This window comes from Vicinamibacterales bacterium, assembly GCA_041659285.1.
Taxonomy (GTDB): Bacteria; Acidobacteriota; Vicinamibacteria; order Vicinamibacterales; family UBA2999; genus 12-FULL-67-14b.
The window spans coordinates 91,829-116,136 of sequence record JBAZYO010000003.1 but is presented as its reverse complement, the minus strand read 5'-3'; the positions used below and the strand labels follow the sequence as shown (position 1 = coordinate 116,136).

The window sequence follows — 24,308 nt, the reverse complement described above, 5'->3', positions numbered from 1 at the left end:
ATGTCCGCCCTGACCAAGCAAATCGCCTTACTGCGCGAAACGGCCGACATGGCCTTCGGCACGCTGCGCAGCAACAAGATGCGATCGGCGCTGACCGTGCTCGGCGTGGTGATCGGCGTCACCTCGATCGTCGGCATGACCTCGCTGATCCGCGGCTTCGACACCTCGCTGCGCGAGTCGATCAACTCGCTCGGGCCGAACACCATCTTCGTGCAGAAGTTCGGCGGTCTCAGTTTCTCCTCGGGCGCGTCGTTCATGGAGCTGATGCGCCGCCCGAACCTGACGCTGGCTGACATGCAGGCGATCGAGCGCCTCGGCACGACGGTCGGCATGACCGACATCTGGCTGGGCGCCGGGCCAGGCCAGCCGCCGGTGCAACGGGTCTTCTATGGCGGCGAACGAACGCGCCCGATCGGAATCCTGGGAACCACCGAACAGTACGTCAACATCAACTTCGCCAAGATGCACGTCGGGCGCGCATTCACCGAGCAGGAAGTGCGGCGCGGCAGACCGGTCGCGGTGATCGGCTACGGCCCCTACCAGGCCTTGTTCGAGAAACGCGGGATCGACCCGATCGGCAAGACGGTGCGCATCGGCACCGTCGAATACACCGTTCTCGGGGTGGTCGGCAAGCGGCCGGCGCCTGGCGGCTTCGGTGGGGCTGACGATTTCGCGATCATGCCGTACACGGCGTTCCGCAAGCAGTTCGGCCACGAACGCATCCAGCGCGGGCCGATGGGGATGCCGATCATGATCGCGGTACTGCCCCGCGACGGCGTCTCGCGCGAGGAAACGATGCGTGAGGTTGAGACGATCATGCGCATCCGCCACGGCCTGACGCTCGACAAGCCCAACGATTTCGATCTCGTCACCTCCGACGCGATTCTCGCGGTCTGGGACCAGATTTCTGCCGCCATCCTGCTGTCGCTGGTGGTGATTTCGTCGATCGCGCTGATGGTCGGCGGCATCGGCGTGATGGCAATCATGACCATCTCGGTCACCGAACGCACGCGCGAGATCGGTGTGCGCAAGGCGATTGGCGCGCGCCGCCGCGAGATCCTGGTGCAGTTCCTGATCGAGGCCGCGGTCCTCACCTCGGTAGGCGGCATCCTCGGCGTGCTGGGCGGCAGCGCCATCGGCCTGATCGTGAACCTGATCTCCGGCTTCCCGGTGTCCCTGCCCTGGTGGTCGTTCGCCCTCGGCCTCGGCTTCTCCGCCTCGATCGGCATCTTCTTCGGCATGCTGCCCGCCTGGCGCGCCTCGCGCCTCGACCCGATCGAAGCGCTCCGCTACGAGTAGGCAGAGGTCCTGCCATGGCCGCCTTCACCAAGCAACTCGCACTTCTCGGCGAAACCGCCGACATGGCGATGGCGACGCTGCGCGGCAACAAGATGCGCTCGGCGCTGACGGTGCTCGGTGTCGTGATCGGCGTCACCTCGATCGTCGGCATGACGTCGCTGATTCGAGGCTTCGACTCGTCGTTGCGCGACTCGATCAACGCGCTGGGACCGAACACCATCATGGTGGCGCGCTTCAGCGGCGTCAGCCTGGCGGCCGGCTCATCGTTCCAGACGCTGATGCGGCGGCCCAGCCTGACCGTCGCCGACGCCCAGGCGGTCGAAAAACTCTCGACCACTGCCGGCATCGTCGACATCTGGCTCGGCGCCGGGCCGCCCCAACCGATCACCGAACGGATCTTCTATCGCGGCGAGCGCACGCGGCCGGTCGCGGTGATGGGGACCACCGAGAAGTACGTCGAGGTGAACTTCGCCAGGATGTTCGCCGGCCGCTCGTTCACCGAGCAGGAAGTGCTGCGGAACCGGCCGGTCGCGGTCATCGGCTTCAACGCCTACGATGCCCTGTTCGGCGGCCGCGGCATCGATCCGATCGGCAAGCAGGTCCGCATCGGCGCGATCGAATACACGGTGCTGGGCGTGGTCGACAAGCGGCCGGCCATGGGCGGCTTCAGCCTCGGCCAGGACGATTTCGCGATCGTGCCGTACACCGCGTTCCGCAAGCAGTTCGGCAACGAGCGGGTCCGGCGCGGGCCCTTCGGCGGCATGCCGGCGATGCTCGTGGTCGTGCCCCGCGAGGGCGTCAACCGCGACGAGGCCATTCGCGACATCGAGACGATCATGCGCATTCGTCACGGCCTGACCCTCGACCAGCCGAACGACTTCGACCTCGTCACCTCGGATGCGATCCTCGCCGTGTGGGATCAGATTTCGGCGGCCATCCTGCTGGCACTGGTCGTAATCTCGTCGATCGCGCTGATGGTCGGCGGCATCGGCGTGATGGCGATCATGACCATCTCGGTGACCGAACGCACGCGCGAGATCGGCGTCCGCAAGGCGATTGGCGCGCGCCGGCGCGAAATCCTGGTGCAGTTCCTGATCGAGGCGGCCGTGCTGACCAGCGTCGGCGGCCTGCTGGGCGTGGTCATGGGCAGCGCCATCGGCCTCGGAGTGAACCTGATTTCGGGCTTCCCCGTGTCCCTGCCCTGGTGGTCGTTCGCCCTCGGCCTGGGCTTCTCCGCCTCGATCGGCATCTTCTTCGGCATGCTCCCCGCCTGGCGCGCCTCGCGGCTCGACCCCATCGAAGCGCTCAGATACGAATAGTTCTATGATGTCCCTAGCGGGCGCGTAGTCGCCCGGGAGGGTACCTTCCATGAAGGTCTACGACGCTGCCAGCATTCGCAACGTGGCTGTAGTGGGGCACGGCGGGTCTGGCAAGACGCAGTTGGTGTCGGCCTTGTTGTGTGACGCCGGCATGGTGAACCGCCTCGGGCTGGTGGACGACGGGACCACGGTCACCGATTACGACGAAGAAGAAATCATCCGCAAGCACACCCTCTCGGCCAGCCTCGCCTACGCCGAGTGGAACCAGACCAAAATCAACCTCATCGACACGCCCGGTTTCGGCAACTTCTTCACCGATGCCCGCGCCGCGCTGCGCGTCGCCGACGCCGCCCTGGTGGTGGTTGACGGCGTCGCCGGCGTGGAAGTGCAGACCGAGAAGGCCTGGGCCGTCGCCGAGGAGCAGGGACTGCCGCGCCTGATCGTGGTCAACCGGCTCGATCGCGACCGCGCCTCGCTCGAGCGGACGCTCGACTCGGTCCGCCAGACGCTGGGCCGCGCCATCATCCCCATCCAGCTGCCAATCGGCGAGGAGAAGTCGTTCACCGGCGTCATCGACCTGGTGGCGATGACGGCCCATACGTTCGCCGCCGACGGCTCCGGCAAGATGACCGAAGGCGCCGTGCCCGCCGCGCTGGCCGGCGCCGCCGCATCCGCGCGCGAAGCGCTGATCGAGATGGTGGCCGAAGCCGACGAGTCGCTCATGGAGAAGTTCTTCGACGCCGGCACCCTCACCCAGGACGAGCTCGAGAAGGGCCTGGCCCGGGCGACGCGGGCGGCGAAGATCTTCCCGCTGGTCTGCACCTCGGGGTTGCGGAACATCGGCGTGCAGCCGCTGCTCGACGCCACGCTCGCCTACCTACCGTCGCCGGCGGAACGGCCCTTCACCGCGCTGGTCAACGGCGAGAACGCGTCGCGCCCGGCCGACGACCAGGCGCCGTACGCGGCGTTCGTGTGGAAGACCGTGGCCGACCAGTTCGCCGGCCGCATCACCATGTTCCGCGTCTTCCAGGGCGTGCTCAAGGCCGACTCCACCGTCAACAACGCCACGCAGGGCGCGCCGGAACGGCTCGGCCACCTGATCGTGATGCAGGGCAAGACCGCGACCAACGTGCCCGAGCTCAAGGCCGGCGACCTCGGCGCCGTAGCCAAGCTGAAAGACACCCGCACCAACGACACCCTGGCCGAAAAGGCGGCCGGCCTGACCTTCGCGCCGATCGCCTTCCCCGAACCGGTGCTGTCGTACGCGATCGAGCCGAAGAGCCGCGGCGACGAAGACAAGATCAGCACCGCGATGCACCGCCTCGAAGAGGAAGACGGCAGCATCCGCTACCAGCGCGATCCGCAGACCCACGAATTGCTGCTCGCCGGGCAGGGACAGCTGCACATCGAAGTGACGGTGGCCAAGCTGAAGCGGCGCTTCGGCGTGGACGTGCTGCTCAAGCCGCCACGCATTCCCTATCGCGAGACCATCACCGCGAAGGTGGAGGCGCACGGGCGCCACAAGAAACAGACCGGCGGCCACGGCCAGTTCGGCGACTGCAAGATCCGCATGGAGCCGCTGCCGCGCGGCAGCGAGTTCGAGTTCGTCAACGACATCTTCGGCGGCTCGATTCCGCGGCAGTTCATCCCGGCCGTGGAAAAAGGCATCCAGGAGTCACGGCTGCGCGGCTACCTGGCCGGATACCCGGTCGTCGACTTCCGCGTGATCCTCTACGACGGCTCGTACCACGACGTCGACTCGAACGAGTTGTCGTTCAAGACCGCCGGCTGGCTGGCGTTCAAGGACGCCATGTCGAAGGCGCACCCCACCCTGCTCGAGCCGGTGATGAACGTGGAGGTCTACACGCCCGGAGACCACGCCGGCGACCTGATGGGCGACCTGAACAGCCGGCGCGGCCGCATCTCGGGCATGGAGGCCCGCGGCCAGACCACGGTGATCAAGGCGCAGGTGCCGATGTCGGAGATGCTGACCTACGAGCAGCACCTCACCTCGGTGACCGGCGGCCGCGGCTCGTACCACATGGAGTACTCGCACTACGACGAAGTGCCCAGCCACCTGCAGCAGAAGATTGTCGCCACCGCCAGGGCCGAGCGGGGCCAAGCCGCCGAGGAGCCGGCCTAAGCCGGGCCCCGCGCCGCCGCCGCGCGTCGGTGGCTATGCCGAAGTCGACACGCCGAGGTCGTCGATCAGGCCGTCCTTGAGGCCGTAGATCCAGCCGTGGATTTCAAGCGGCTGGTCGCGCCGCCACGCGTCCTGGACGATGGTGGTGCGCGCGATGTTGCGCACCTGCTCGATGACGTTGAGTTCGGCGAGCCGATCGATGCGGGCGTCAACGTCGGCGAGGCCCAGTAGGTCGGCCTGATGTGTGTGCTGGACGTCCTGCACGTGCTGCAGCCAGTTGTCGATCAAGCCATGCGCGGTGCCGTCGAGCGCGGCGCGAATGCCGCCGCAGCCGTAGTGGCCGCAGACGATGACGTGGCCCACCTTCAGCACGTCCACCGCGTATTGCAGCACCGACAGGCAGTTGACGTCGGTGTGGACGACGATGTTGGCGACGTTGCGATGGACGAAGAGCTCGCCCGGGTCGAGGCCGACGATCTCGTTGGCCGGCACCCGGCTGTCGGAGCAGCCAATCCACAGGAAGGCCGGGGCCTGCTGGCCGGCGAGCCGCGTGAAGAACCGCGGGTCGCGCCTGACGCGTTCGGCGGCCCAGGCGCGGTTGTTGTCGAGCAGCTTGGTCAGCGAGTCCATGCGCCCATAGTCTACCGTCGCCGCGCCACCCACGTGGTCATCGACCGCTGGTCGTGGACCACGGTGGTCTTGATAGGGTCGATCAGCTCCCCGCCCAGCCGCCGGGTCCACTCGAGAATCGTGGGGGCGTCGACCAGGTAGCGATCCGAGCCGTCGAGCAGGCGATAACGCCCGCCTCCGCTCGCGCGGGTTGCAGGCGCAAGCTTCGGCGAGGCCTCGCCATAGCGGCCGTCGGCCGCGAAGGCGGGATTATGACCAAGAGGCTGGACCCGGCCTTCCATCCCGATCGTGGAAGCCAGCCGCGCGAAGAACACGCCACCCGGCTTCAGCACCCGCCACAGGGCGCGGACCATGGCCTCGAAGTGGGCATCGTCGCGCGCGAAATGCAGTACGGCACTGGCCATCACCACGTCGGCCGAGGCGTCCTCGAACGAGGTGTCTTCGATGGCCTCGTGGCGAAAGTCCGAGGTCCGGCCTCCTGCCAGGGCCGCTGCGAGGGCCCGCACTTTCGCGATCGCGTCGGGGCTGGCGTCGTTGCCGAACACGTCGAAGCCCTGGCGCAGGAGGTAAACGAGATTGCGCCCGCCGCCGCAGCCGGCATCGAACACGCGGATACCGGGCCCGCCTTCGCTCGCGCTGGAATCCGCGAGCTTCGGCGAGGTCTCGCCGTAGCGGCCTGCGGCCGCGGAGGCGGAGGCGGAGGCGGAGGCGGAGGCGGAGGCGGAGACGATGCGCCCGCGCAGCAGCTGGTCGAAGACGTAGATGTCGATGTCGCCGAATTCGCTCCGCAGGTCCATGCGGCCTCAAAAAAAATGGCCTCGATGGCGAACCATCGAGGCCGGTGTTCACTGCGTCGGGGACAGTCCCCTCGGCACTTCTTGCTCGGGGACAGTCCCCTGAGGCTAGGCGCCGCCGGCCTTGCGGGGCGTCGAGGTCTGCTTCGACGCGCCACGCGCGGGCTTGCTGGCCTTGGTCTTCGGGCCGCCGTCGCCCTTGCTCTTCTGGCCGGCGCCGCCGCGGATGCTCTTGGCCGCCGCCTTGAGGCGCTCGCCCACGCTCTTCTGCGACTTCGGCTGCTCGCCGGCGCCGGCGGCTTCTTCGGCCGCCTTCTTCTCGGCTTCGGCCTTCTTCGGGTCGAACTCGCTGCCGATCAGTTCGATCTGCGCCACCTCGGCGGCGTCGCCGCGGCGGTGACCGAGCTTGAGGATTCGGGTGTAGCCCCCCGCGCGATCCATGAAGCGCGGCGCCAGCTCGTCGAACAGCTTGGTGACGACGGTCTCGTTGAGAACGTCGCGCATGACCAACCGGCGCGCCGAGAGCGAGGCGCCCTTGGGGTCGTTGGCTTTCACGCCGCGCTTGGCGATCGTGATCAGCCGTTCGACGTAGGGCCGCAGTTCCTTCGCCTTGGGGACGGTGGTTTCGATCTTCTCGTGTCGAAGCAGGGCCTCGGCCTGGTTACGAAGCAGCGCCGTGCGGTGCGACGAGTCCCGGCCGAGCTTGCGATGTGCATTTTGATGACGCATGACTGTTAATTAATCCGCCGTCGCGGGCTGGTCGAGCTTCATGCCGAGGCTCAGCCCCATCGACGTCAGGATCTCCTTGATCTCGTTGAGCGACTTGCGCCCGAAATTCTTGGTCTTGAGCATCTCGGTTTCGGTCTTGCCCACCAGCTCGCGGATGGTCCGGATGTTCGCGTTCTTCAGGCAGTTGTACGACCGCACCGACAGTTCGAGCTCTTCGACGCTCTTGTCGAGGTGCTCGTTGGTGACGCCGACGCGCGGCGTTTCGGCGCCGGCTTCCGACGTCTCATCGTCCGCCTCGTCGAGGCTGACGAAGATGTTCAGGTGGTCGCGGATCAGCTTGGCCGACAGCGACACCGCGTCGCGCGGGGTGACCGAGCCGTTGGTCCACACCTCGATGGTGAGCTTGTCGTAGTCGGTGGTCTGGCCGATGCGGGCGCCCTCGACCTGGTAGTTCACCTTCTTGACCGGCGAGTGGACCGAGTCGATCGGAATCCAGCCGATGCCGAGATCCTCGTCGAAGTTGCGGTCGGCCGAGACGTAGCCGCGGCCGCGCTTGACGCGCAGCTGCATGTGGAGCTTGCCGCCCTCGGCGATGGTCGCAATGATGGCATCCGGTTCCAGGATGTCGATGTCGGCGTCGGCCTCGATGTCGGAGGCGCGCACCGGGCCCGGCTTGTCCTTCCGCAGCGTCAGCGTCTTGGTGTAGTCGACGTGACAGGTCAGCGGCAGCTGCTTGAGGTTGAGGATGATGTCGGTGGCGTCCTCGACCACTCCCTTGATCGGCGAGAACTCGTGGAGCACGCCGTCGATCTGCACCGCGGTGATGGCGGCGCCCTCGATCGACGACAGCAGCACGCGGCGCAGCGCGTTGCCGACGGTGGTGCCGAAGCCGCGCTCGAAGGGCTGCGCGTAGAAGCGGCCGAACCGGTCGGTCAGCGTCTCACGCTCGAACTCGAGGCGCTTGGGCCTCTGAAAACCTTTCCACAACATGGGATCTGTTCCTTTCGCTTACGGGCTGGCAGTTCCAGCCTCCAGGCCTGCGGGTAATGACCACGCTCGCTCGCTGCAGGCCTGACAAGCTGCTGGAGCGCGGCTGGCGATTGGGCCGGGACTGAAGTCCCGGCCTTCTGGCACTACTTGCTGTACAACTCGACGATGAGCTGTTCCTGCACCGGCAGGTTGATCTGCTCGCGGGTCGGCATGCTGACGACCTTGCCGCCCAGCTCGCCTTCGAGGGAGAGCCATTCGGGAATGCCGCGGCCCTTCACTTCCTCGGTGGCGTGGAGGATGGTGGGGTTCTGCCGGCTGGTCTCGCGGACCACCACGGTGTCACCCGACTTGAGCGAGTACGACGGCACGTCGACCTTCTTGCCGTTGACCAGGAAGTGGCCGTGGCGCACCAGCTGGCGGGCCTGCGGCCGCGAGGTGGCGAGGCCCATGCGGTAGACGGCGTTGTCGAGACGGCGCTCGAGCAACTGCAGCAGCGTCTCGCCGGTGATGCCGCCGCGCGTGCGCTCGGCCTGTTCGAAGTAGCGGCGGAACTGGTCTTCGAGCACGCCGTAGGTGCGCTTGACCTTCTGCTTCTCGCGCAACTGCACGCCGTAGCCGACCATCTTCGCCTTGCGCAGGCGGCCGTGCTGGCCGGGGGGCATGTTGCGCTTTTCGATGGCGCACTTCTCGGTGTAGCAGCGCTCGCCCTTGAGGAACAGCTTCATCCCCTCACGGCGGCACAGGCGGCAAACGGGTCCGTTATATCGAGCCATATGTCAGTTCTTCAGCAATCAAAAGTTCGTTAAACGCGGCGGCGCTTCGGCGGACGGCAACCGTTGTGCGGGATCGGCGTGACGTCGCGGATCGATCGCACCTCGAGGCCCGCGGTCTGCAGCGCGCGGATGGCGGACTCGCGGCCGGAGCCGGGGCCCTTGACCAGCACGTCGCACGAGCGCATGCCGAACGTCTTGGCGGCGTTGGTGGCGCTGAGCGCGGCCTGGGTCGCCGCGAACGGCGTGCCCTTGCGCGAGCCCTTGAAGCCAATCGCGCCGGCACTCGACCACGACACCACCGCGCCCTCGGCGTCGGTGATCGTGATCAGCGTGTTGTTGAACGACGCCTGCACGTGCACGAAGCCGTGGTGGACGATGCGCTTCTCGCCGCGCTTCTTGAACGCCTTTTTCTTCTTGGTCGGTGCTTCCGCGCCGCCCGGAGTCTCTGCTTTGGCCATGATTTAAACCGTCTTCTTCTTCGCCACGGCGCCCTTGCGCGGGCCCTTCCGCGTGCGCGCGTTGGTCTTGGTGCGCTGCCCGCGCAGCGGCAGGTTGCGGCGGTGACGTCCGCCGCGGTAGCTGCCGATTTCGATCAGCCGCTTGATGTTCATGGAGATCTCCTTGCGGAGATCGCCTTCCACGCCGCCCTGCTCTTCGAGGACGCGGGTGATCTTGCGAACGTCGTCTTCGGTGAGGTCCTTCACCCGGACGTTCGGATCGACCCCGGCCGCCGTCAGCACGACGTTCGAGCGATGGCGCCCGATACCGAAGATATACGTGAGACCAATCTCAATGCGCTTCGTGCGCGGGAGATCGACACCTGAAATACGCGCCATGTCTTATCCTTGCCGCTGCTTGTGCTTCTGGTTCGCGCAGATCACCCGGACCACCCCTTGGCGGCGGACAATCTTGCACTTAACGCAAATCTTCTTTACCGAGGCTCTAACTTTCATAGCTTCTCCACGATCCGTCCGCGAGTCGGCTCGTGACTCATGAGCGCGACCCTGACCCGATCACCCACCAGCACGCGGACGTAATTGCGTCCGACCGGACTGGCCAGGTGCGCCGTCACCTGGTGCCGCCCCTCCAGCTCCACTCGCACGAGCTGGCTTGGCAGCAGTTCCATCACCACACCGTCCGCCGTGTTAGCCGGCGGCGCTTGCGGTTCGTCCATCCTCGACGGCCACGTCAGGGAGCGTGAGCACCCGGCAACCGTCTCCGGTGACGACCACCGTGTGTTCGAAGTGCGCGGACAGGGCCTTGTCTTTCGTGACCGCCGTCCACCCGTCTCCCAACACCTTCACTGCGGGCTTGCCCGCGTTCACCATGGGCTCGATCGCGAGCGCCATGCCTTCCGCCAGCCGCGGACCGCGTCCGGCGGTCCCGTAGTTCGGAATCTGCGGCTCCTCGTGGAGCGACGTGCCGATGCCGTGGCCCACGAACTCGCGGACCACCGAAAACCCCTGGGCCTCGACATACTGCTGCACCGCGGCGCCGATGTCCGAGACCCGGGCGCCCGCCTTCACCGTGGCCACCGCTTTTTCAAGCGCGACCCGGGTGACGTCGAGCAACCGCTGCGCCTCTGGCGTAACCTGCCCCACCGGCACCGTCACCGCCGAGTCGCCGTAAAACCCGTCGAGCTTCGCGCCCATGTCGATCGAGATGATGTCGCCCTCGATCAGCGCGCGCGGCGATGGAATGCCGTGCACGACTTCTTCATTCACCGACGCGCAAATCGTCGCCGGGTAGCCATGGTAGCCCTTGAAGGCCGGCTCCGCACCCGCCTCCCGCAACCGCTGCTCGGCGATGGCGTCCAGGTCCGCCGTGGTCACACCCGGCCGGACCGCCGCCGCCAGTTCCTTCAACACGCGCGCCACCAGCGCGTTCACGCGGGCGAGCTTCTCGATTTCCGCCGCCGACCTGCAGACGATCACGCCTGCGCTCCCAGGCTCTTCGCCAGCGCTCGCAATTGCGCCGGCGGCAGGCCGAGCGCCGAAGCCACCGCGCCGACCAGCGCCTCGCGAACCTGCTCGGGCGACTGCTTGCCGTCGATCACCCGGAACGTCGGCCGGGCGCTGTAGTACTCGATCATCGGCCGGGTGTCGCGCCAGTAGACCTTCAGCCGCTCGCGCACCACCCCTTCCGAATCGTCCGACCGCGCCACCCACCGCGGCCCGGTGGTCCGGCACCGCTCGGTGTTCTGGCACAACTCCGAGATCGCATCCGGCTTGTGCTCGAACGCGTCGGCGTTGGCGCCGCAGTCGTCGCACACCCGCCGGCCCCGCACCCGCCGCACCAGTTCCTCGTCCGGCACCTGGATCTCGACGCAGATCACCGGTCCCCGCGACGCGGTAATCTCATCGAGCGCCGTGGCCTGCGCCGCGGTGCGCGGAAAACCATCGAGCACGAACCCGGCCAGCGCGTCCGGCCGCGACAGCCGCTCGCGGACGATCCCGATGATCAGGTCGTCGCCCACCAGCTCGCCACGTTCCATGACGGTCTGCACCGCGCGGCCGAGTTCCGACCCACTGTGCACGGCCTCCCGGAGGATGTCTCCGGTGGAGACCTTGGGAATCCCGTGCTCGCGTGCGAAACGTTCCGCCTGCGTGCCCTTGCCCGCTCCCGGCGGGCCCAGCATCACCAGGTTAAGCGCCACTTAGCCGCGCCGTCCCCGGATACGCGTCTTCTTCATGAACCCGTCGTAGTGCCGCATGATCAGCTGCGACTCGACCTGGTTCACGGTGTCCATGGCGACACCCACCACGATCAGCAGCGAGGTGCCGCCGAAGAAAAACTGCACGTTCAGGCCCTGCGTAATGAAGCGGGGCAGCATCGCATCGAGGCTCTCGCCGATGAACGGAATCGGCGCCACCTTGAAGCCGGTCAGCAGGAACTCCGGCAGGATCGCGACCATCGCCAGGTAGACGGCGCCGACGATCGTGATGCGGGCCAGGATGGTGTCGATGTACTCCGCGGTCCGCTTGCCGGGGCGAATCCCGGGGATGAAGCCGCCGTACTTGCGCATGTTCTCCGACACGTCATCCGGGTTGAAGATGATGGCGGTGTAGAAATACGCGAAGAAGATGATGCCGACGACGTAGAGCAGGTTGTAGAGCGGCATGCCGTAGGCAATCTGCCGCACCGCCGAGTCCATCCACCCGCCCGGCGTGAACATGCCCGACAGCGTCGTCGGGAAGGTCAGGATCGAGCTGGCGAAAATCACCGGGATGACGCCGCCGGTGTTGACCTTCAGCGGGATGTGCGTGCTCGAGCCGCCGTACTGCCGGCGCCCGACCACGCGCTTGGCGTACTGGACCGTGATCCGGCGGTGGCCGCGTTCGACGTAGATGATGGCGGCGATGACGCCCACCATCAGCACCACCAGGAGGGCCATGGTCAGCAGGCCAATCTGGCCGGTGCTCAGCTGGTCGATGGTCGCGATCACCGCGCGCGGGAAGTTGACGACGATGCCGGCGAAGATGATCAGCGACATGCCGTTGCCGATGCCGCGCTCGGTAATCTGCTCGCCGAGCCACATGATGAACATGGTGCCGGTGGTCAGCGTCAGCATGGCGCCGAGACGGAAGCTCCAACCCGGCTCGTAGACCAGCATCAGGCCGCCGGCGACCTGCGTCTGGCGCTCGAGGAAGATGGCAATCCCGAGGGACTGCACCGCCGCCAGCAACAGGGTCAGGTAGCGCGTGTACTGGGTGATCTTGCGCCGGCCCAGCTCGCCTTCCTTCGACAGCCGCTCGAGGTACGGCCACACCACCGTGAGCAACTGCAGGATGATCGACGAACTGATGTACGGCATCACGCCGAGCGCGAAGATGGTCACGCGTGACAAGCTTCCGCCCGTGAACATGTCGTAGAGGCCGAACATCGAGTTCTGCGCCTGCTCCGCCATGATCCGCAGCGCTTCGGAATTGACTCCGGGCGTCGGGATGAAGTTGCCCACGCGGTACACCGCCAGCATGCCGAGCGTAAACAGCACTCGGTTGCGGAGGTCCGCGACGGCGAACAGATTCTTCAGTGTATCCAGCACATCAGCCCTCAGTTAACTACTGATTGCTTGCTTCGGCCGAGCCATCCGGGATGGCCTCGGTCCGGCCACCGGCGGCGGCCACCTTTTCGGCGGCCTTGCCGCTGAACTTATGCGCGTGCACGGTCAGCGCCTTGGTCAGCTCGCCGCGGGCGAGGATTTTGACCAGCGAGGTGCGGCTGCTGACCAGCCCGTGCTCGCGCAACGACTCGACCGTGACCGTCGCGCCGGCGGCGAACGCCGACTCGAGCTGGTCCAGGTTCACCACGTCGTACTCGGTGCGGAAGATGTTGGTGAAGCCGCGCTTCGGCACCCGGCGGTGCAGCGGCATCTGGCCGCCTTCGAAGCCGCGCTTGAACGAGTAGCCCGACCGCGACTGCGCGCCCTTGTGGCCGCGGCCCGAGGTCTTGCCCAGGCCCGAACCGGGTCCGCGCCCGACGCGCTTCTTCTTGAACTTCGACCGCTCAGCCGGTTTCAGCTTATCGAGACTCATAATTATTCGCTCACCGTCACGAGGTGACGGACCTTGAAGATCATGCCGCGGGTCTCCGGCGTGTCCGCCAGCGTCACCACGTGGTTGATCCGACGCAGGCCGATGCTCTCGACCACCGTGGCCTGGTTCTTGTTAAAGCCGATCGGGCTCTTGGTGAGCTTGATCGTCACGGTCTTTGCCGCTGCTTTAGCTGCTTTCGCCTTCGCCATGTTCGTATGCCTGTCTGCGCTAACTGCGTAATCTGCGGCCCTATGCCGTCCGGCCGCCGGCCAGCTCTTCGAGCGTGTCCTTGCCGCGCAAGCGCATCAGCTTGCCCGGGTCCTTGAGTTCCTTCAGCGCCGTGAAGGCCGCGCGCACGACGTTGTGCGGGTTGGCCGAGCCCAGCGACTTGGTCAGGACGTTGGTGACACCCGCCGCTTCCACCACCGCGCGCACCGCGGCGCCGGCAATGACGCCGGTGCCGTCCGGCGCCGGCTTCAGCAGCACGCGGCCGGCGCCGTAGCGCCCGACGATCGGGTGCGGCACCGTCGTGCCCTGCACCGGCACGCGGATCAGGTTCTTCTTGGCGGCCTCGATGCCCTTCTTGATGGCCGAGGGCACTTCCTTGGCCTTGCCGACGCCGTAGCCCACCACGCCGTGGCCGTCGCCGACGACGACCAGGGCGCTGAAGCTCAGGTTCTTGCCGCCCTTGACCACCTTGGTCACCCGGTTGATCGAAACCACGGTGTCCTTGATGTCGAGCTGCGCCGGATCGATCTTTTCGCGTGTCCGTACCATATGACCCCTAAAATTCCAGACCGGCGGAACGCGCGGCCTCGGCCACGGCGCGCACGCGCCCGTGGTACAGGAACCCGTTTCGATCGAACACCACCTTGGTGATGCCCTTTTCCTTCAGCCGCTCGGCGATCGCGGTGCCCACCAGCTCGGCGCCCTTGAGGTTGCCGCCGGCGACGCCCGCCGGCATCTGGCCCTTGACCTTGGCGTCGATGCTCGACGCCGAGGCCACGGTCTGGCCGGTGCGGTCGTCGATGACCTGCACGTAGATGTGGGACACGCTGCGGAACACGCTCAGGCGCGGGCGCTCGGGCGTGCCGGTCATGCGCTTGCGAATGCGGAACTTGATCCGGTCGCGGCGGTCTTCTTTGGTCTTGATCTGCATAACTAAGCTCCGGTCTTTCCGGCCTTCTTCTTCAGCACTTCACCGGTGTAGCGCACGCCCTTCTGCTGGTACGGGTCGGGCTTGCGCAGCCGGCGCAGGTTGGCGGCCACCTGGCCCACCAGCTGCCGGTCGACGCCCGTCACGGTGATGTGCGTCTGCTTTTCGATGGCGATGTCGATGCCCTTCGGGATGTCGAACACCACCGGATGCGAGTAGCCGAGGGCGAGGTGCACCTGCTGGCCCTTCATTTCGGCGCGGTAGCCGACGCCGACGATGTCGAGTTCGCGCTTCCAGCCGTCGGTCACGCCGAGCACGGCGTTGTTGACCAGGCTCCGCGCCAGCCCGTGGAACTTGTCGAGCTCGCGGTCGTCCGAGATCTTCCTCGTGACGAGGGTGCCGTCTTCCACCGCGGCGGTGACGCCGGGAGGCAGCGACTGCTTCAGCTGTCCCTTGGGGCCCTTCACGTCGACGGCGGCGCCGTCGACCTTGATGGTCACACCCTTGGGGATCGCGATCGGTTTCTTTCCAATTCGTGACATGGGCTCACCAAACGTTGCAGAGAATTTCGCCGCCGACGCCGACCTGCTTGGCGGCCCGCCCCGTCATCACCCCGCGCGACGTCGTCAGGATGGTGACGCCGAGTCCGCCGAGCACCGACGGCACCTCGTCGCGGTTGGCGTAAACCCGGCGGCCGGGACGGCTGACGCGGGTGATGCCCGAGATCGCCTTCTCCCCGCCGGGACCGTACTTCAGGAACATCCGCATCTGCTGGCGCGGCGCCTTGCCCGGACGTTCGGCCGGGGTCTCGACCATCTTGAAGCCCGCAATGTAGCCCTCGTCCTGCAGAATCCGCGCGATTTCGGACTTCAGCTTCGACGCCGGCATCTCGACGCGCGCGTGGCGCGCCGTGACGGCATTGCGGATCCGGGTCAGCATGTCGGCAATCGGATCAGTCATCTTTGCTCTCTACCCTTCAGACCGGCCCTTGGGCAGCCCCGGCGCGCAGTGCGCGCCCGGCGTGCCGGCGACCGATGAGTTCTTACCAGCTGCTCTTCGTAACGCCCGCGACGTCGCCGGTCAGGGCGAGCTCGCGGAAACACAGACGGCACAGCGCGAACTTGCGCATGTAGGCGCGCGAACGGCCGCAACGGCGGCACCGGTTGCGGTGACGCACCTTGAACTTCAGGGTCTTCTTTTCGCGTGCTTTCTTCGCGCTTGTCGCCACAGCGTCTCCTAAAACCTGCCGCCGACGCGTCAGCGTCGGCGGACTCTTACTGTCCTACGTTGGTCCGGAACGGCATGCCCATCAGCTGCAACAGCTTGCGGGCCTCTTCGTCGGTCTTCGCGGTGGTGACCACGCTCACGTTCATGCCGCGGCCCTTGTCCACCTTCAGGTAATCGATCTCGAGGAAGATCAGCTGATCCTTGAGGCCGAGCGTGTAGTTGCCGCGGCCGTCGAAGCCCTTCGGCGAGACGCCGCGGAAGTCGCGCACGCGCGGCAGCGCGATGCTCATCAGGCGATCAAGGAACTCATACATGCGGTCGCCGCGCAGCGTCACCATGGCGCCGATCGGCTGGCCCTGGCGCACCTTGAACTGGGCGATCGACTTCTTCGCCTTGCGCACGGCCGCCTTCTGGCCGGTGATCTTGCCCAGTTCCTCGGCGCCGGTGTCGACCACCTTGGCGTTCTGGGTCGCCTCGCCGAGGCCCATGTTGACCACCACCTTGGTGACCTTGGGCACGGCCATCACGTTCTTGTAGCCGAACTCCTTCTGGAGCGCGGGGATCACCTCGGCGCGGTACTTGTCGCGCAGCCGCAGCGTCGTCTCGGTTGCCTTTGCCTTGCTCATTTGTCCACCACCGCGCCGCTCTTGCGGCCGATCCGCACGCGCGTGCCGTCGGGCAGCGTCTTGCTGCCGATGCGCGTCGCCTCGTTGGTATCCGGATCCACCAGCATCACGTTGCTGGCATGGATGGCGGCCTCGCGCTCGACGATCCCGCCCTTGATGTTCTTCTGCGGGTTGGGGCGCGTGTGCCGCTTGATCATGTTGACGCCCTCGACGATGACGCGGCCCTTCTCGGGCAGCACGGTGAGGACGCGGCCGCGCTTGCCGCGGTCCTTGCCGGCGCGGACGACGACCTGGTCGTTTTTACGAATCGACATTGCCATGGTGTTACAGCACCTCGGGCGCGAGCGAGACGATCTTCATGAACCGGCGCTCGCGCAGTTCGCGGGCCACCGGCCCGAACACGCGGGTGCCAATCGGCTCGCCCGCATCGTTGATCAGCACCGCCGCGTTGCGGTCGAAGCGGATGTAGCTGCCGTCCTTGCGGCGCTGTTCCTTGCGCACGCGGACCACCACCGCCTTGACGACTTGCCCCTTCTTGACGGTGCCTTCCGGGGCGGCTTCCTTCACGTTGGCCGTGACGATGTCGCCGAGATAGGCATACCGCCCGGTCGACCCGCCGATCGGGTTGATCACCGAGATCTTGCGCGCGCCGGAATTGTCGGCGACGTCGAGGATCGATCGCATCTGGATCATGGCGTCTCCTAAACCTGCGTGGCCTTCTCGACGACGCGCACCAGGGCCCAGCGCTTGCGCTTGCTGAGCGGCCGCGACTCGGCGATCACGACGGTGTCGCCGAGCTTCGCTTCGTTGTTCTCATCGTGGGCGACGAACCGCGAGGTGCGCTTCTGCATCTTGCCGTAAAGGCCGTGCTGCACGCGCCGCTCGGTGGCGACAATGACGCTCTTCTGCATCTTGTCGCTGACCACCACGCCCTGGACTTCCGCTTTGCCCGCCATGGCTATTTCGCCTTCTCTTTCAGAACCGTGAGGATGCGCGCGCGCTCGCGGCGCACGGTCTTTATCTTCCCGGGGGCCTCCAACTGGCCCATCGACTTCTGGATCCGCATCCGGAACAGCTGATCGTCGATTTCCTGCGTCTTCGCCTGCAGGGTCTCGACGTCCATGTCTCTCAATTCAGCGGCCTTCATGACACCGTCTCCTCGGCAAAGCGGGTGGCAAAGCGGACCTTGATGGGCAGCTTCGCCGACGCCAGCTCGAACGCGCGGCGGGCTTCCGCCGCCGGCACGCCGTTCATCTCGAACAGGATCCGCCCCGGCTTGACCACGCAGACCCAGCCCTCGGGCGCGCCCTTGCCCTTACCCATTCGGGTTTCCTGCGGCTTCTTGGTGATCGGCTTGTCGGGGAACACCCGCACCCACACCTTGCCGCCGCGCTTGACGAACCGGGTCATCGCGATCCGGGCCGCCTCGATCTGGCGGTCGGTCAGCCAGCACGGCTCCAGGGCCTTGAGCCCGAAGTCGCCGAACGACACGTCCGACCCGCGCCACGCCTTGCCGCGCATGCGGCCGCGCTGCTGCTTGCGGTACTTAACCTTCTTCGGCATCAACATGGTGGTTAGCCTCGCGCCCCGGGACGATCACCAGCCGGACGACGGGGACCGCGATCGCGATCGCGGTCACGGTCGCGGCCGCCGCCGCCGGTGCCAAATTCTTCTTCACGGGCGGTGCGCGGCGTCAGCCGCTCACCCTTGTAGAGCCACACCTTGACGCCAATCTGGCCGTAGGTGGTGTGGGCTTCCGCGAAACCGTAGTCGATGTCGGCGCGCAGCGTCTGCAGCGGCAACTGGCCGTGCAGGTACCATTCCGAGCGCGCGATCTCGGCGCCGTTCAGGCGGCCCGACACGCGCACCTTGATGCCGCGGGCGCCGAAGCGGAGCGCCGACTCGACGGCCTTGCGCATCGCCCGGCGGAACGCGACCCGCTTCTCGAGCTGCATCGCCACCGACTCGCTGACCAGCTGCGCATCCAGTTCCGGCTTCTGGATCTCCTGGATGTTGATGAAGACCTCGCGGTTGGTCCGCTTCTGGATCTCCTGCTTCAGCTTGTCGACTTCCTGCCCCTTGCGCCCGATGATGATGCCGGGGCGCGAGGTGTGGATGTTGATCTTCAGGTTGCGGGCGGCGCGCTCGATTTCGATCATCGCGACACCGGCATGCTGAAACCGCTTCTTGAGGTCCTTTTTCAGCGCCAGGTCCTCATGCAGGAGGTTGGCGTAGTCCTTGGTCGCGAACCAACGCGACTTCCAGGTCTTGTTGAACCCGATGCGGAACCCGTAAGGGTGAACTTTCTGGCCCACTGCGATCCCCTCTGACTATGCCGACGCGGGCGACGTGGCCCGGCCGCGCTTTGACTGTGACGCTGTTGACTTCGCCGGCTTGGCCGACGAGCCCTCGGCGCCCACCGCCTTGATAACCTGCGCCCGCTCCGTCACTTCCACAGTGAGGTGCGTGGTCCGCTTCACGATGCGGAACGCCCGGCCCATCGGGGCGGGGCGCACGCGCTTCTGCGAGGGGCCGTTGTTGGCGCAGCACTTCGACACGAACAGCCGCGCCACGTCGCCGCCGAAGGCGTCCTGCTGCTGCGCGTTGGCAACCGCCGAACGCAGCACCTTGGCGACGTCGCGGGCCACCGACTTGCGGCTGAACTGCAGCGCCGACAGCGCCTGGTTCACGTCCTTGCCGCGGATCAAATCGAGCACCAACCCGGCCTTCTGGGCCGAGGTGCGGATGTACTTGGCTGTGGCCTCTGCGCGAACCATGGCTTAGCCCTTCCCTGCCGGAGCCGACGGCGCGCCGCCCGGAGCCGGCGCCGACGACTTGTCGGAACGGGCCGAGTGGCCCTTGAACTGCCGCGTCGGCGAGAACTCTCCGAGCTTGTGGCCCACCATGTTCTCAGTGAGATACACCGGCACGAACTTCTTGCCGTTATGCACCGCCAGCGTGTGTCCCACCATTTCGGGGATCACCGTCGAACGGCGCGACCAGGTCTTGACGACCTTCTTTTCGCTGGCGCGGTTCATCGCCTCGACCTTTTCGAGGAGGTGCGTGTCGACGAACGGGCCTTTTTTGAGTGAGCGGCTCATAAATTATTTGCTTCGGCGTTGAACGATGAACTTGTCGCTCGGCTGCGGCCGGCGCGTCTTGTAACCCTTGGTCGGCACGCCCCACGGCGTCACCGGATGGCGGCCGCCCGAGGTCTTGCCTTCACCGCCACCGAGCGGGTGATCGACCGGGTTCATGGCGACACCACGCACGTGCGGACGCTTGCCCATCCAGCGGCTGCGGCCGGCCTTGCCGATCGAGACGTTCTCGTGGTCGATGTTGCCGACCTGGCCGATGGTGGCGAGGCAGTCCTGGTAGATCTTCCGGATTTCGCCCGAGGGCATCTTCACGGAGACGTAGTCGCCTTCCTTGGCCACCACCTGCACGCTCGCCCCGGCGCTGCGCGCCATCTGGCCACCCTTGCCGGGCTTCAGCTCCACGTTGTGGACCATCGTGCCCTGGGGGATGTTCTTGAGCGGCAGGCAATTGCCGGTCAGGATGTCGACGCTCTCGCCCGAGATGATCGCGTCACCCACCTTCAGCCCGACCGGCTGCAGGATGTAGCGCTTCTCACCGTCGGCGTAGTTGATCAGCGCGATGCGCGCCGAGCGGTTCGGGTCGTACTCGATGGTCGCGACCTTGCCGGGAATGCCGGCCTTGTCGCGCTTGAAGTCGATGATGCGATAGAGACGCTTGTGGCCGCCACCGCGCCACCAGATCGTCTGCTCGCCCGTGCTGTTGCGGCCGCCGGAGGTGTGCAGGTTCTCCGTGAGCGGGCCGTGCGGCTTGTCGGTCGTGATTTCGTCGAACACCAGCACCGTCATCTGGCGGCGGCCCGGCGTAGTCGGCTTGTATTTACGGATCGGCATGATCGTCCTCTTATGCGCCTTCGAGGAAGTCCGGCATCTTTTCGCCCGCGCGCAGCGTGACGTATGCCTTCTTCCAGTCGGAACGGCGGCCAACAAAACGGCCCTGGCGCTTCAGCTTGCCGCGGGTGATCGAGGTGCGGACAGCGGCCACCTTGGTTCCCAGCAGCTTCTCGATGGCGCGCCGGACGTCGATCTTGTTCGCGTCCTTGGCCACTTCGAAGACGATGGTCTTGCCATCGTCACGAAGCAACGTGGTCTTTTCGGTAACGAGCGGACGGCGGATGACTTCGGTAAGTTTCATGATTACGCGGTGAGCGCCGCCTCCAGCTTTTCCATCGCCGCGGTGGTGACCACGACCTGGCGGGTGTTGGCCACGTCGCGGGCGGTGACCTGGTTGCTCTGCACCAGCGTGACGCGGGCGAGGTTGCGCACCGACATCGCGAACTTGTCGTCGAGCCGGGCGTCAATCAGCAGCGCCTTGCCGGTGACGCCAATCGACCTGAGCACGCCGGCCGCGGCCTTGGTCTTGACGTCCGACGCGGTCAGCGCGTCAACGATGATCACGGAGCCGGACTGCAGCTTCTCCATCAGGGCCGCGCGCAGCGCGCCCTTCTCGACCTTCTTCGGCAGCTGGTATTCGTAGCTGCGCGGCTGGGGGCCGAACACAGTGCCGCCGCCACGCCACAGCGGGTTGCGGATTTCGCCGACCCGGGCGCGGCCGGTGCCCTTCTGGCGCCAGGGCTTCTTGCCGCTGCCGCTGACCATGGCGCGCGTCTTGGTGGCCTGCGTGCCGCGGCGCTCGGCCGCGTTGAGCCGCACCACCGACTCGTGGATGAGGTCGGTCTTGACGCGCCCGCCGAACACCTCGTCGCTGAGGGTGACGGAGCCGACCTTCTTGTTTTCCGCGTTCACGACATCGATAGTCATGGCGTCCTACTTCTTGCCCTTCTTGGGCTTTTCCTGCAGCTGGGGCTGCGGCTCGGGCTTCGCCGCCACGGCCTTGCGAATCACCACGTAGCCGCCGTTGGCGCCGGGAATCGCGCCCTTGACCAGCAGCAGATGGTTTTCCGAGTCAATCTTGAGCACCTTGAGGTTGCGGACCGTGACGCGGTCCACGCCCATGTGCCCGTGCGCGCGCATGCCGGGCATGACGCGTGACGGATACGACGAGGCGCCAATCGAGCCAGGGGCGCGATGGAACATCGAGCCGTGGCTGGCATCGCCGCCGCGGAAGTGGTGACGCTTCACCACGCCCTGGAAGCCATGGCCCTTGCTGGTGCCAATCACGTCAACGCGCTCGCCCTGGTTGAAGATCGAGACCAGCACCTGGTCGCCGGGCTTCGGCGCCTCGGCGCCCTTGGCGATCTTGACCTCGCGCTGCACGCGCGTCGGCGGCACGTTGGCCTTCTTGTGCTGACCCGTCAGCGCCTTGTTGGCGTTGCGGATGGGCTTGGCCTCGACCAGGCCGATCTGCACGGCGTCGTAGCCGTCGGTCTGCTCCGACTTGCTCTGCACGACGATGCAGGGGCCGGCCTGGATGACGGTGGCGGGTTCGAGCGTGCCGTCCTCGAGGAACAGCTGCGTCATCCCGACTTTCTTGCCGATGATTCCGGTGACCATCGCGATCCTACTTTCCGTGTTCCTTGCCGAACGCCTTGATTTCGACGTCGACGCCCGCCGGGAGATCCAGCTTCATGAGGGCATCGACCGTCTGCGGCGTCGGCTCGAAGATATCGATCAGGCGCTTGTGCGTTCGCACTTCGAACTGCTCGCGCGACTTCTTGTCCACGTGCGGCGAACGGAGCACCGTCCACTTGTTGATTTCGGTCGGCAGCGGAATGGGACCCGCCAGCCGCGCGCCGGTGCGCTTGGCCGTTTCCACGATCTCGCCCGTGCTCTGGTCGAGCACGCGCGCGTCGTAGGCCTTCAGTCGAATTCGAATCTTGTCGCCCAGCATATTTAGCTCTCAGCTTCTCAGGTCTTAATCGGCGTCTAATCTGCGGCTGTCTACTCTGCGGCTTACTTGGTGCCCTGCACGCGCGCGATCACTTCTTCGCTGACGTTGCGCGGCGCCTGCTCGTAGCGCTCGAAGAACATCGAATAGGTGGCGCGACCCTGGGTCCGCGACCGCAGGTCGGTGGCATATCCGAACATGTCGCTGAGCGGCACCCGCGCCGAGATGATCTGCGTGCCGCCGCGGTCTTCCTGCGACTGGATCTTGCCGCGGCGCGACGCCAAGTCGCCCATCACGTCGCCGAGGTTGTCCTTGGGACAGACCACTTCAACGCGCATCACCGGTTCCATCAGCACCGCGCCGGCCTTCTTGGCGGCGTCCTGGAACGCCAGCGAGCCGGCGATCTTGAACGCCATTTCCGACGAGTCGACGTCGTGGTACGAACCGTCGAACACCTCGATGCGGACGTCGTCGATCGGGTAGCCGGCGAGAATGCCGCGGGTGAGCGCTTCCTGGATGCCCTGATCGATCGGCTTGATGAACTCGCGCGGAATCGAGCCGCCGACGGTCTCGTTCTCGAACTGATAGCCGGTGCCGGGCGCGAGCGGGAACAACCGGATCCAGCAGTCGCCGAACTGGCCGCGGCCGCCGGTCTGGCGCTTGAACAGGCCATGGCCTTCGGCCGGCTTGGTGAGCGTTTCCTTGTAAGCGACCTGCGGCTTGCCGACGCTGGCTTCGACGCCGAACTCGCGCTTGAGGCGGTCGACGATGATTTCCAGGTGCAACTCGCCCATGCCGGCAATCACCACCTGGCCGGTCTGTTCGTCGGTCTTGACCCGGAAGGTCGGGTCTTCGGCCATCAGCTTCTGCATGCCCTGGCCGAGCTTTTCCTGGTCGGCCTTGGTCTTCGGCTCGATGGCGAGCGAGATGACCGGCTCCGGGAAGACCATCCGCTCGAGGACGATCGGCTTCTTCTCGTCGCACAGGGTGTCGCCGGTGGTCACCGACTTCAGGCCGACGGCGGCGGCGATGTCGCCGGCGTTGACTTCCTTGATTTCCTCACGCTTGTTGGCGTGCATCTTCAGCAGGCGGCCAATGCGCTCGGTGCGGCCCTTGGTGGAGTTGATCACCGAGGAGCCCGAGGTCAGCGTGCCCGAGTAGACGCGGAAGAAGGTGAGCTGACCGACGAACGGGTCGGTCATGATCTTGAACGCCAGGGCCGAGAACGGCTCGCTGTCGTTGGCGCTGCGCTCGATCTTGTTCTCGTCCTTGGAGTCGGGGTCGATGCCGGTGACCGGCGGAATGTCGAGCGGCGACGGCAGGTAATCGACGACCGCGTCGAGCATCGGCTGCACGCCCTTGTTCTTGAAGGCGGTGCCGCAAATCACGGGCACGAACGGCGCCTCTTCCTTGCGCACCGATTCAATGCAGCGCTTGCGGAGGCCGGCCTTGAGCTCGGCCTCGGTGATCGCTTCGCCGCCCAGGTACTTTTCGAGCAGCTTGTCGTCGACCTCGCTGACCTTTTCCACCAGGATGTCGTGGTGGGCCTTGGCGTCGGCGAGCATGTCGGCGGGAATCTCTTCGACGTCGTAGTCGGCGCCCATGGTCTCGTCCTTGTAGACGAGCGCTTTCATGCGCACCAGGTCAACGACACCGCGGAACTTGTCTTCGGCGCCGATCGGCAGCTGGATGGCGACGGCGTTGCCCTGCAGCTTCGAGCCGATCTGCGACAGCGTCTCCTTGAAGTCCGCGCCGATGCGGTCCATCTTGTTGACGAAGCAGATGCGCGGGACGCGGTACTTGTCGGCCTGGCGCCACACGGTCTCCGACTGGGGCTCAACACCCGACACCGCGTCGAACACGGCGACGGCACCGTCGAGCACGCGGAGCGAGCGCTCGACTTCGACGGTGAAGTCGACGTGGCCCGGCGTGTCGATGATGTTGATGCGGTGTTCCTTCCAGAAGCAGGTGGTCGCGGCCGACGTAATCGTGATGCCGCGCTCCTGCTCCTGCTCCATCCAGTCCATCACGGCGGTGCCTTCGTGCACTTCGCCGATCTTGTACGTGATGCCGGTGTAGAACAGGATCCGTTCAGTCGTCGTGGTCTTGCCGGCATCAATGTGGGCCATGATGCCGATGTTCCGCGTGCGTTCGAGTGGTGCAGAGCGAGCCATGATTTAGGTCAGCGTTCCAGGTTCAAAAAA

Annotated in this window: 34 protein-coding genes and 2 pseudogenes; 3 read left to right on the top strand and 33 right to left on the bottom strand. The window is 66.2% G+C overall.

Features of this window, described 5'->3' with window-relative positions:
• Genes WC815_05480 through fusA (WC815_05470) form a run of 3 tightly spaced genes read left to right on the top strand, consistent with a single transcriptional unit; the run spans window position 1 to window position 4,761 of the window.
• Window positions 1-1,299, top strand: coding sequence for an ABC transporter permease (locus WC815_05480; GenBank protein ID MFA5908204.1), 1,299 nt, complete (start codon window positions 1-3; stop codon window positions 1,297-1,299).
• 14 nt (window positions 1,300-1,313) lie between these two features.
• On the top strand, window positions 1,314-2,618 hold the full coding sequence (locus WC815_05475; protein MFA5908203.1) for an ABC transporter permease: 1,305 nt from the start codon (window positions 1,314-1,316) through the stop codon (window positions 2,616-2,618).
• Between the two features lie 49 nt (window positions 2,619-2,667).
• A complete protein-coding gene (fusA, locus tag WC815_05470; protein MFA5908202.1) occupies window positions 2,668-4,761 on the top strand; it encodes an elongation factor G in 2,094 nt (697 codons plus the stop codon).
• A 33-nt stretch (window positions 4,762-4,794) separates the two neighbouring features.
• On the opposite strand, the gene can is transcribed toward fusA (WC815_05470), so the two are convergent.
• The 33 genes and pseudogenes from can to fusA (WC815_05305) form a co-directional block, all read right to left on the bottom strand.
• Window positions 4,795-5,391 (bottom strand): carbonate dehydratase, encoded by a 597-nt coding sequence (can, locus tag WC815_05465; GenBank protein MFA5908201.1) that lies wholly within the window; start codon window positions 5,389-5,391, stop codon window positions 4,795-4,797.
• A gap of 11 nt (window positions 5,392-5,402) precedes the next feature.
• Window positions 5,403-6,188 carry a class I SAM-dependent methyltransferase gene (locus WC815_05460; protein MFA5908200.1) on the bottom strand — a complete coding sequence of 262 codons (786 nt, stop codon included), beginning with the start codon at window positions 6,186-6,188 and terminating at the stop codon, window positions 5,403-5,405.
• A 351-nt stretch (window positions 6,189-6,539) separates the two neighbouring features.
• Window positions 6,540-6,914, bottom strand: a pseudogene (rplQ, locus tag WC815_05455) (50S ribosomal protein L17).
• 9 nt (window positions 6,915-6,923) lie between these two features.
• Complete coding sequence (locus WC815_05450; protein ID MFA5908199.1) at window positions 6,924-7,904, bottom strand: DNA-directed RNA polymerase subunit alpha; 981 nt, start codon at window positions 7,902-7,904, stop codon at window positions 6,924-6,926.
• Window positions 7,905-8,047: 143 nt separating this feature from the next.
• Window positions 8,048-8,677, bottom strand: coding sequence for a 30S ribosomal protein S4 (gene rpsD / locus WC815_05445; protein MFA5908198.1), 630 nt, complete (start codon window positions 8,675-8,677; stop codon window positions 8,048-8,050).
• A 29-nt stretch (window positions 8,678-8,706) separates the two neighbouring features.
• On the bottom strand, window positions 8,707-9,135 hold the full coding sequence (gene rpsK, locus WC815_05440) for a 30S ribosomal protein S11 (protein MFA5908197.1): 429 nt from the start codon (window positions 9,133-9,135) through the stop codon (window positions 8,707-8,709).
• A 3-nt stretch (window positions 9,136-9,138) separates the two neighbouring features.
• The gene (gene rpsM / locus WC815_05435) at window positions 9,139-9,513 is read right to left on the bottom strand and encodes a 30S ribosomal protein S13 (GenBank protein MFA5908196.1); all 375 of its coding nucleotides are present in this window, start codon (window positions 9,511-9,513) and stop codon (window positions 9,139-9,141) included.
• 3 nt (window positions 9,514-9,516) lie between these two features.
• Window positions 9,517-9,630, bottom strand: coding sequence for a 50S ribosomal protein L36 (gene rpmJ / locus WC815_05430; GenBank protein MFA5908195.1), 114 nt, complete (start codon window positions 9,628-9,630; stop codon window positions 9,517-9,519).
• 192 nt (window positions 9,631-9,822) lie between these two features.
• A complete protein-coding gene (map, locus tag WC815_05425; GenBank protein ID MFA5908194.1) occupies window positions 9,823-10,611 on the bottom strand; it encodes a type I methionyl aminopeptidase in 789 nt (262 codons plus the stop codon).
• Complete coding sequence (locus tag WC815_05420; protein ID MFA5908193.1) at window positions 10,608-11,333, bottom strand: adenylate kinase; 726 nt, start codon at window positions 11,331-11,333, stop codon at window positions 10,608-10,610. The genes map and WC815_05420 overlap by 4 nt, the downstream gene beginning before the upstream one ends.
• Window positions 11,334-12,722: a preprotein translocase subunit SecY gene (gene secY / locus WC815_05415; GenBank protein MFA5908192.1), complete on the bottom strand. Its 1,389-nt coding sequence runs from the start codon at window positions 12,720-12,722 to the stop codon at window positions 11,334-11,336.
• 16 nt (window positions 12,723-12,738) lie between these two features.
• Entirely contained in the window at window positions 12,739-13,212 is a 474-nt protein-coding gene (gene rplO / locus WC815_05410; GenBank protein MFA5908191.1) for a 50S ribosomal protein L15, read from the bottom strand.
• A 2-nt stretch (window positions 13,213-13,214) separates the two neighbouring features.
• Window positions 13,215-13,421 (bottom strand): 50S ribosomal protein L30, encoded by a 207-nt coding sequence (gene rpmD / locus WC815_05405; protein MFA5908190.1) that lies wholly within the window; start codon window positions 13,419-13,421, stop codon window positions 13,215-13,217.
• A 40-nt stretch (window positions 13,422-13,461) separates the two neighbouring features.
• Complete coding sequence (gene rpsE, locus WC815_05400; GenBank protein MFA5908189.1) at window positions 13,462-13,989, bottom strand: 30S ribosomal protein S5; 528 nt, start codon at window positions 13,987-13,989, stop codon at window positions 13,462-13,464.
• Between the two features lie 7 nt (window positions 13,990-13,996).
• On the bottom strand, window positions 13,997-14,365 hold the full coding sequence (rplR, locus tag WC815_05395) for a 50S ribosomal protein L18 (GenBank protein MFA5908188.1): 369 nt from the start codon (window positions 14,363-14,365) through the stop codon (window positions 13,997-13,999).
• An 8-nt stretch (window positions 14,366-14,373) separates the two neighbouring features.
• Window positions 14,374-14,910: a 50S ribosomal protein L6 gene (gene rplF / locus WC815_05390; GenBank protein ID MFA5908187.1), complete on the bottom strand. Its 537-nt coding sequence runs from the start codon at window positions 14,908-14,910 to the stop codon at window positions 14,374-14,376.
• Window positions 14,911-14,914: 4 nt separating this feature from the next.
• A complete protein-coding gene (gene rpsH, locus WC815_05385) occupies window positions 14,915-15,328 on the bottom strand; it encodes a 30S ribosomal protein S8 (protein MFA5908186.1) in 414 nt (137 codons plus the stop codon).
• Window positions 15,329-15,410: 82 nt separating this feature from the next.
• A complete protein-coding gene (locus WC815_05380) occupies window positions 15,411-15,596 on the bottom strand; it encodes a type Z 30S ribosomal protein S14 (GenBank protein MFA5908185.1) in 186 nt (61 codons plus the stop codon).
• A gap of 46 nt (window positions 15,597-15,642) precedes the next feature.
• Window positions 15,643-16,221 carry a 50S ribosomal protein L5 gene (gene rplE, locus WC815_05375; protein ID MFA5908184.1) on the bottom strand — a complete coding sequence of 193 codons (579 nt, stop codon included), beginning with the start codon at window positions 16,219-16,221 and terminating at the stop codon, window positions 15,643-15,645.
• Window positions 16,218-16,541 (bottom strand): 50S ribosomal protein L24, encoded by a 324-nt coding sequence (gene rplX / locus WC815_05370; protein MFA5908183.1) that lies wholly within the window; start codon window positions 16,539-16,541, stop codon window positions 16,218-16,220. The genes rplE and rplX overlap by 4 nt, the downstream gene beginning before the upstream one ends.
• 4 nt (window positions 16,542-16,545) lie before the next feature.
• Complete coding sequence (gene rplN / locus WC815_05365) at window positions 16,546-16,914, bottom strand: 50S ribosomal protein L14 (GenBank protein ID MFA5908182.1); 369 nt, start codon at window positions 16,912-16,914, stop codon at window positions 16,546-16,548.
• 8 nt (window positions 16,915-16,922) lie between these two features.
• Entirely contained in the window at window positions 16,923-17,177 is a 255-nt protein-coding gene (gene rpsQ, locus WC815_05360; protein MFA5908181.1) for a 30S ribosomal protein S17, read from the bottom strand.
• Between the two features lie 2 nt (window positions 17,178-17,179).
• Window positions 17,180-17,368, bottom strand: a complete 189-nt coding sequence (gene rpmC, locus WC815_05355; protein ID MFA5908180.1) for a 50S ribosomal protein L29 — start codon at window positions 17,366-17,368, stop codon at window positions 17,180-17,182.
• Window positions 17,365-17,790, bottom strand: a complete 426-nt coding sequence (gene rplP, locus WC815_05350; protein ID MFA5908179.1) for a 50S ribosomal protein L16 — start codon at window positions 17,788-17,790, stop codon at window positions 17,365-17,367. The genes rpmC and rplP overlap by 4 nt, the downstream gene beginning before the upstream one ends.
• A 5-nt stretch (window positions 17,791-17,795) precedes the next feature.
• On the bottom strand, window positions 17,796-18,536 hold the full coding sequence (rpsC, locus tag WC815_05345) for a 30S ribosomal protein S3 (protein ID MFA5908178.1): 741 nt from the start codon (window positions 18,534-18,536) through the stop codon (window positions 17,796-17,798).
• A 123-nt stretch (window positions 18,537-18,659) separates the two neighbouring features.
• Window positions 18,660-18,998: pseudogene (gene rplV / locus WC815_05340) on the bottom strand (50S ribosomal protein L22).
• Window positions 18,999-19,001: 3 nt separating this feature from the next.
• The gene (gene rpsS / locus WC815_05335) at window positions 19,002-19,322 is read right to left on the bottom strand and encodes a 30S ribosomal protein S19 (protein MFA5908177.1); all 321 of its coding nucleotides are present in this window, start codon (window positions 19,320-19,322) and stop codon (window positions 19,002-19,004) included.
• A gap of 3 nt (window positions 19,323-19,325) precedes the next feature.
• Window positions 19,326-20,150 carry a 50S ribosomal protein L2 gene (rplB, locus tag WC815_05330; protein MFA5908176.1) on the bottom strand — a complete coding sequence of 275 codons (825 nt, stop codon included), beginning with the start codon at window positions 20,148-20,150 and terminating at the stop codon, window positions 19,326-19,328.
• 10 nt (window positions 20,151-20,160) lie between these two features.
• On the bottom strand, window positions 20,161-20,451 hold the full coding sequence (locus WC815_05325; GenBank protein ID MFA5908175.1) for a 50S ribosomal protein L23: 291 nt from the start codon (window positions 20,449-20,451) through the stop codon (window positions 20,161-20,163).
• A 2-nt stretch (window positions 20,452-20,453) separates the two neighbouring features.
• A complete protein-coding gene (rplD, locus tag WC815_05320) occupies window positions 20,454-21,077 on the bottom strand; it encodes a 50S ribosomal protein L4 (protein MFA5908174.1) in 624 nt (207 codons plus the stop codon).
• A gap of 6 nt (window positions 21,078-21,083) precedes the next feature.
• A complete protein-coding gene (rplC, locus tag WC815_05315; GenBank protein MFA5908173.1) occupies window positions 21,084-21,770 on the bottom strand; it encodes a 50S ribosomal protein L3 in 687 nt (228 codons plus the stop codon).
• A gap of 7 nt (window positions 21,771-21,777) precedes the next feature.
• The gene (gene rpsJ, locus WC815_05310; GenBank protein ID MFA5908172.1) at window positions 21,778-22,107 is read right to left on the bottom strand and encodes a 30S ribosomal protein S10; all 330 of its coding nucleotides are present in this window, start codon (window positions 22,105-22,107) and stop codon (window positions 21,778-21,780) included.
• 62 nt (window positions 22,108-22,169) lie between these two features.
• On the bottom strand, window positions 22,170-24,278 hold the full coding sequence (fusA, locus tag WC815_05305; GenBank protein ID MFA5908171.1) for an elongation factor G: 2,109 nt from the start codon (window positions 24,276-24,278) through the stop codon (window positions 22,170-22,172).
• Window positions 24,279-24,308: the final 30 nt, after the last annotated feature.

Excerpts from the sequence above, each read along its gene's own strand:
- WC815_05480 (MFA5908204.1), top strand. The coding sequence starts at position 1 with ATGTCCGCCCTGACCAAGCAAATCGCCTTACTGCGCGAAACGGCCGAC.
- WC815_05475 (MFA5908203.1), top strand. The coding sequence starts at position 1,314 with ATGGCCGCCTTCACCAAGCAACTCGCACTTCTCGGCGAAACCGCCGAC.
- fusA (MFA5908202.1), top strand. The coding sequence starts at position 2,668 with ATGAAGGTCTACGACGCTGCCAGCATTCGCAACGTGGCTGTAGTGGGG.
- can (MFA5908201.1), bottom strand. The coding sequence starts at position 5,391 with ATGGACTCGCTGACCAAGCTGCTCGACAACAACCGCGCCTGGGCCGCC.
- WC815_05460 (MFA5908200.1), bottom strand. The coding sequence starts at position 6,188 with ATGGACCTGCGGAGCGAATTCGGCGACATCGACATCTACGTCTTCGAC.
- WC815_05450 (MFA5908199.1), bottom strand. The coding sequence starts at position 7,904 with ATGTTGTGGAAAGGTTTTCAGAGGCCCAAGCGCCTCGAGTTCGAGCGT.
- rpsD (MFA5908198.1), bottom strand. The coding sequence starts at position 8,677 with ATGGCTCGATATAACGGACCCGTTTGCCGCCTGTGCCGCCGTGAGGGG.
- rpsK (MFA5908197.1), bottom strand. The coding sequence starts at position 9,135 with ATGGCCAAAGCAGAGACTCCGGGCGGCGCGGAAGCACCGACCAAGAAG.
- rpsM (MFA5908196.1), bottom strand. The coding sequence starts at position 9,513 with ATGGCGCGTATTTCAGGTGTCGATCTCCCGCGCACGAAGCGCATTGAG.
- rpmJ (MFA5908195.1), bottom strand. The coding sequence starts at position 9,630 with ATGAAAGTTAGAGCCTCGGTAAAGAAGATTTGCGTTAAGTGCAAGATT.
- rplO (MFA5908191.1), bottom strand. The coding sequence starts at position 13,212 with ATGAGTCTCGATAAGCTGAAACCGGCTGAGCGGTCGAAGTTCAAGAAG.
- rpmD (MFA5908190.1), bottom strand. The coding sequence starts at position 13,421 with ATGGCGAAGGCGAAAGCAGCTAAAGCAGCGGCAAAGACCGTGACGATC.
- rpsE (MFA5908189.1), bottom strand. The coding sequence starts at position 13,989 with ATGGTACGGACACGCGAAAAGATCGATCCGGCGCAGCTCGACATCAAG.
- rplF (MFA5908187.1), bottom strand. The coding sequence starts at position 14,910 with ATGTCACGAATTGGAAAGAAACCGATCGCGATCCCCAAGGGTGTGACC.
- rpsH (MFA5908186.1), bottom strand. The coding sequence starts at position 15,328 with ATGACTGATCCGATTGCCGACATGCTGACCCGGATCCGCAATGCCGTC.
- rplE (MFA5908184.1), bottom strand. The coding sequence starts at position 16,221 with ATGAGCAAGGCAAAGGCAACCGAGACGACGCTGCGGCTGCGCGACAAG.
- rplX (MFA5908183.1), bottom strand. The coding sequence starts at position 16,541 with ATGGCAATGTCGATTCGTAAAAACGACCAGGTCGTCGTCCGCGCCGGC.
- rplN (MFA5908182.1), bottom strand. The coding sequence starts at position 16,914 with ATGATCCAGATGCGATCGATCCTCGACGTCGCCGACAATTCCGGCGCG.
- rpsQ (MFA5908181.1), bottom strand. The coding sequence starts at position 17,177 with ATGGCGGGCAAAGCGGAAGTCCAGGGCGTGGTGGTCAGCGACAAGATG.
- rpmC (MFA5908180.1), bottom strand. The coding sequence starts at position 17,368 with ATGAAGGCCGCTGAATTGAGAGACATGGACGTCGAGACCCTGCAGGCG.
- rplP (MFA5908179.1), bottom strand. The coding sequence starts at position 17,790 with ATGTTGATGCCGAAGAAGGTTAAGTACCGCAAGCAGCAGCGCGGCCGC.
- rpsS (MFA5908177.1), bottom strand. The coding sequence starts at position 19,322 with ATGAGCCGCTCACTCAAAAAAGGCCCGTTCGTCGACACGCACCTCCTC.
- rplB (MFA5908176.1), bottom strand. The coding sequence starts at position 20,150 with ATGCCGATCCGTAAATACAAGCCGACTACGCCGGGCCGCCGCCAGATG.
- WC815_05325 (MFA5908175.1), bottom strand. The coding sequence starts at position 20,451 with ATGAAACTTACCGAAGTCATCCGCCGTCCGCTCGTTACCGAAAAGACC.
- rplD (MFA5908174.1), bottom strand. The coding sequence starts at position 21,077 with ATGACTATCGATGTCGTGAACGCGGAAAACAAGAAGGTCGGCTCCGTC.
- rplC (MFA5908173.1), bottom strand. The coding sequence starts at position 21,770 with ATGGTCACCGGAATCATCGGCAAGAAAGTCGGGATGACGCAGCTGTTC.
- rpsJ (MFA5908172.1), bottom strand. The coding sequence starts at position 22,107 with ATGCTGGGCGACAAGATTCGAATTCGACTGAAGGCCTACGACGCGCGC.
- fusA (MFA5908171.1), bottom strand. The coding sequence starts at position 24,278 with ATGGCTCGCTCTGCACCACTCGAACGCACGCGGAACATCGGCATCATG.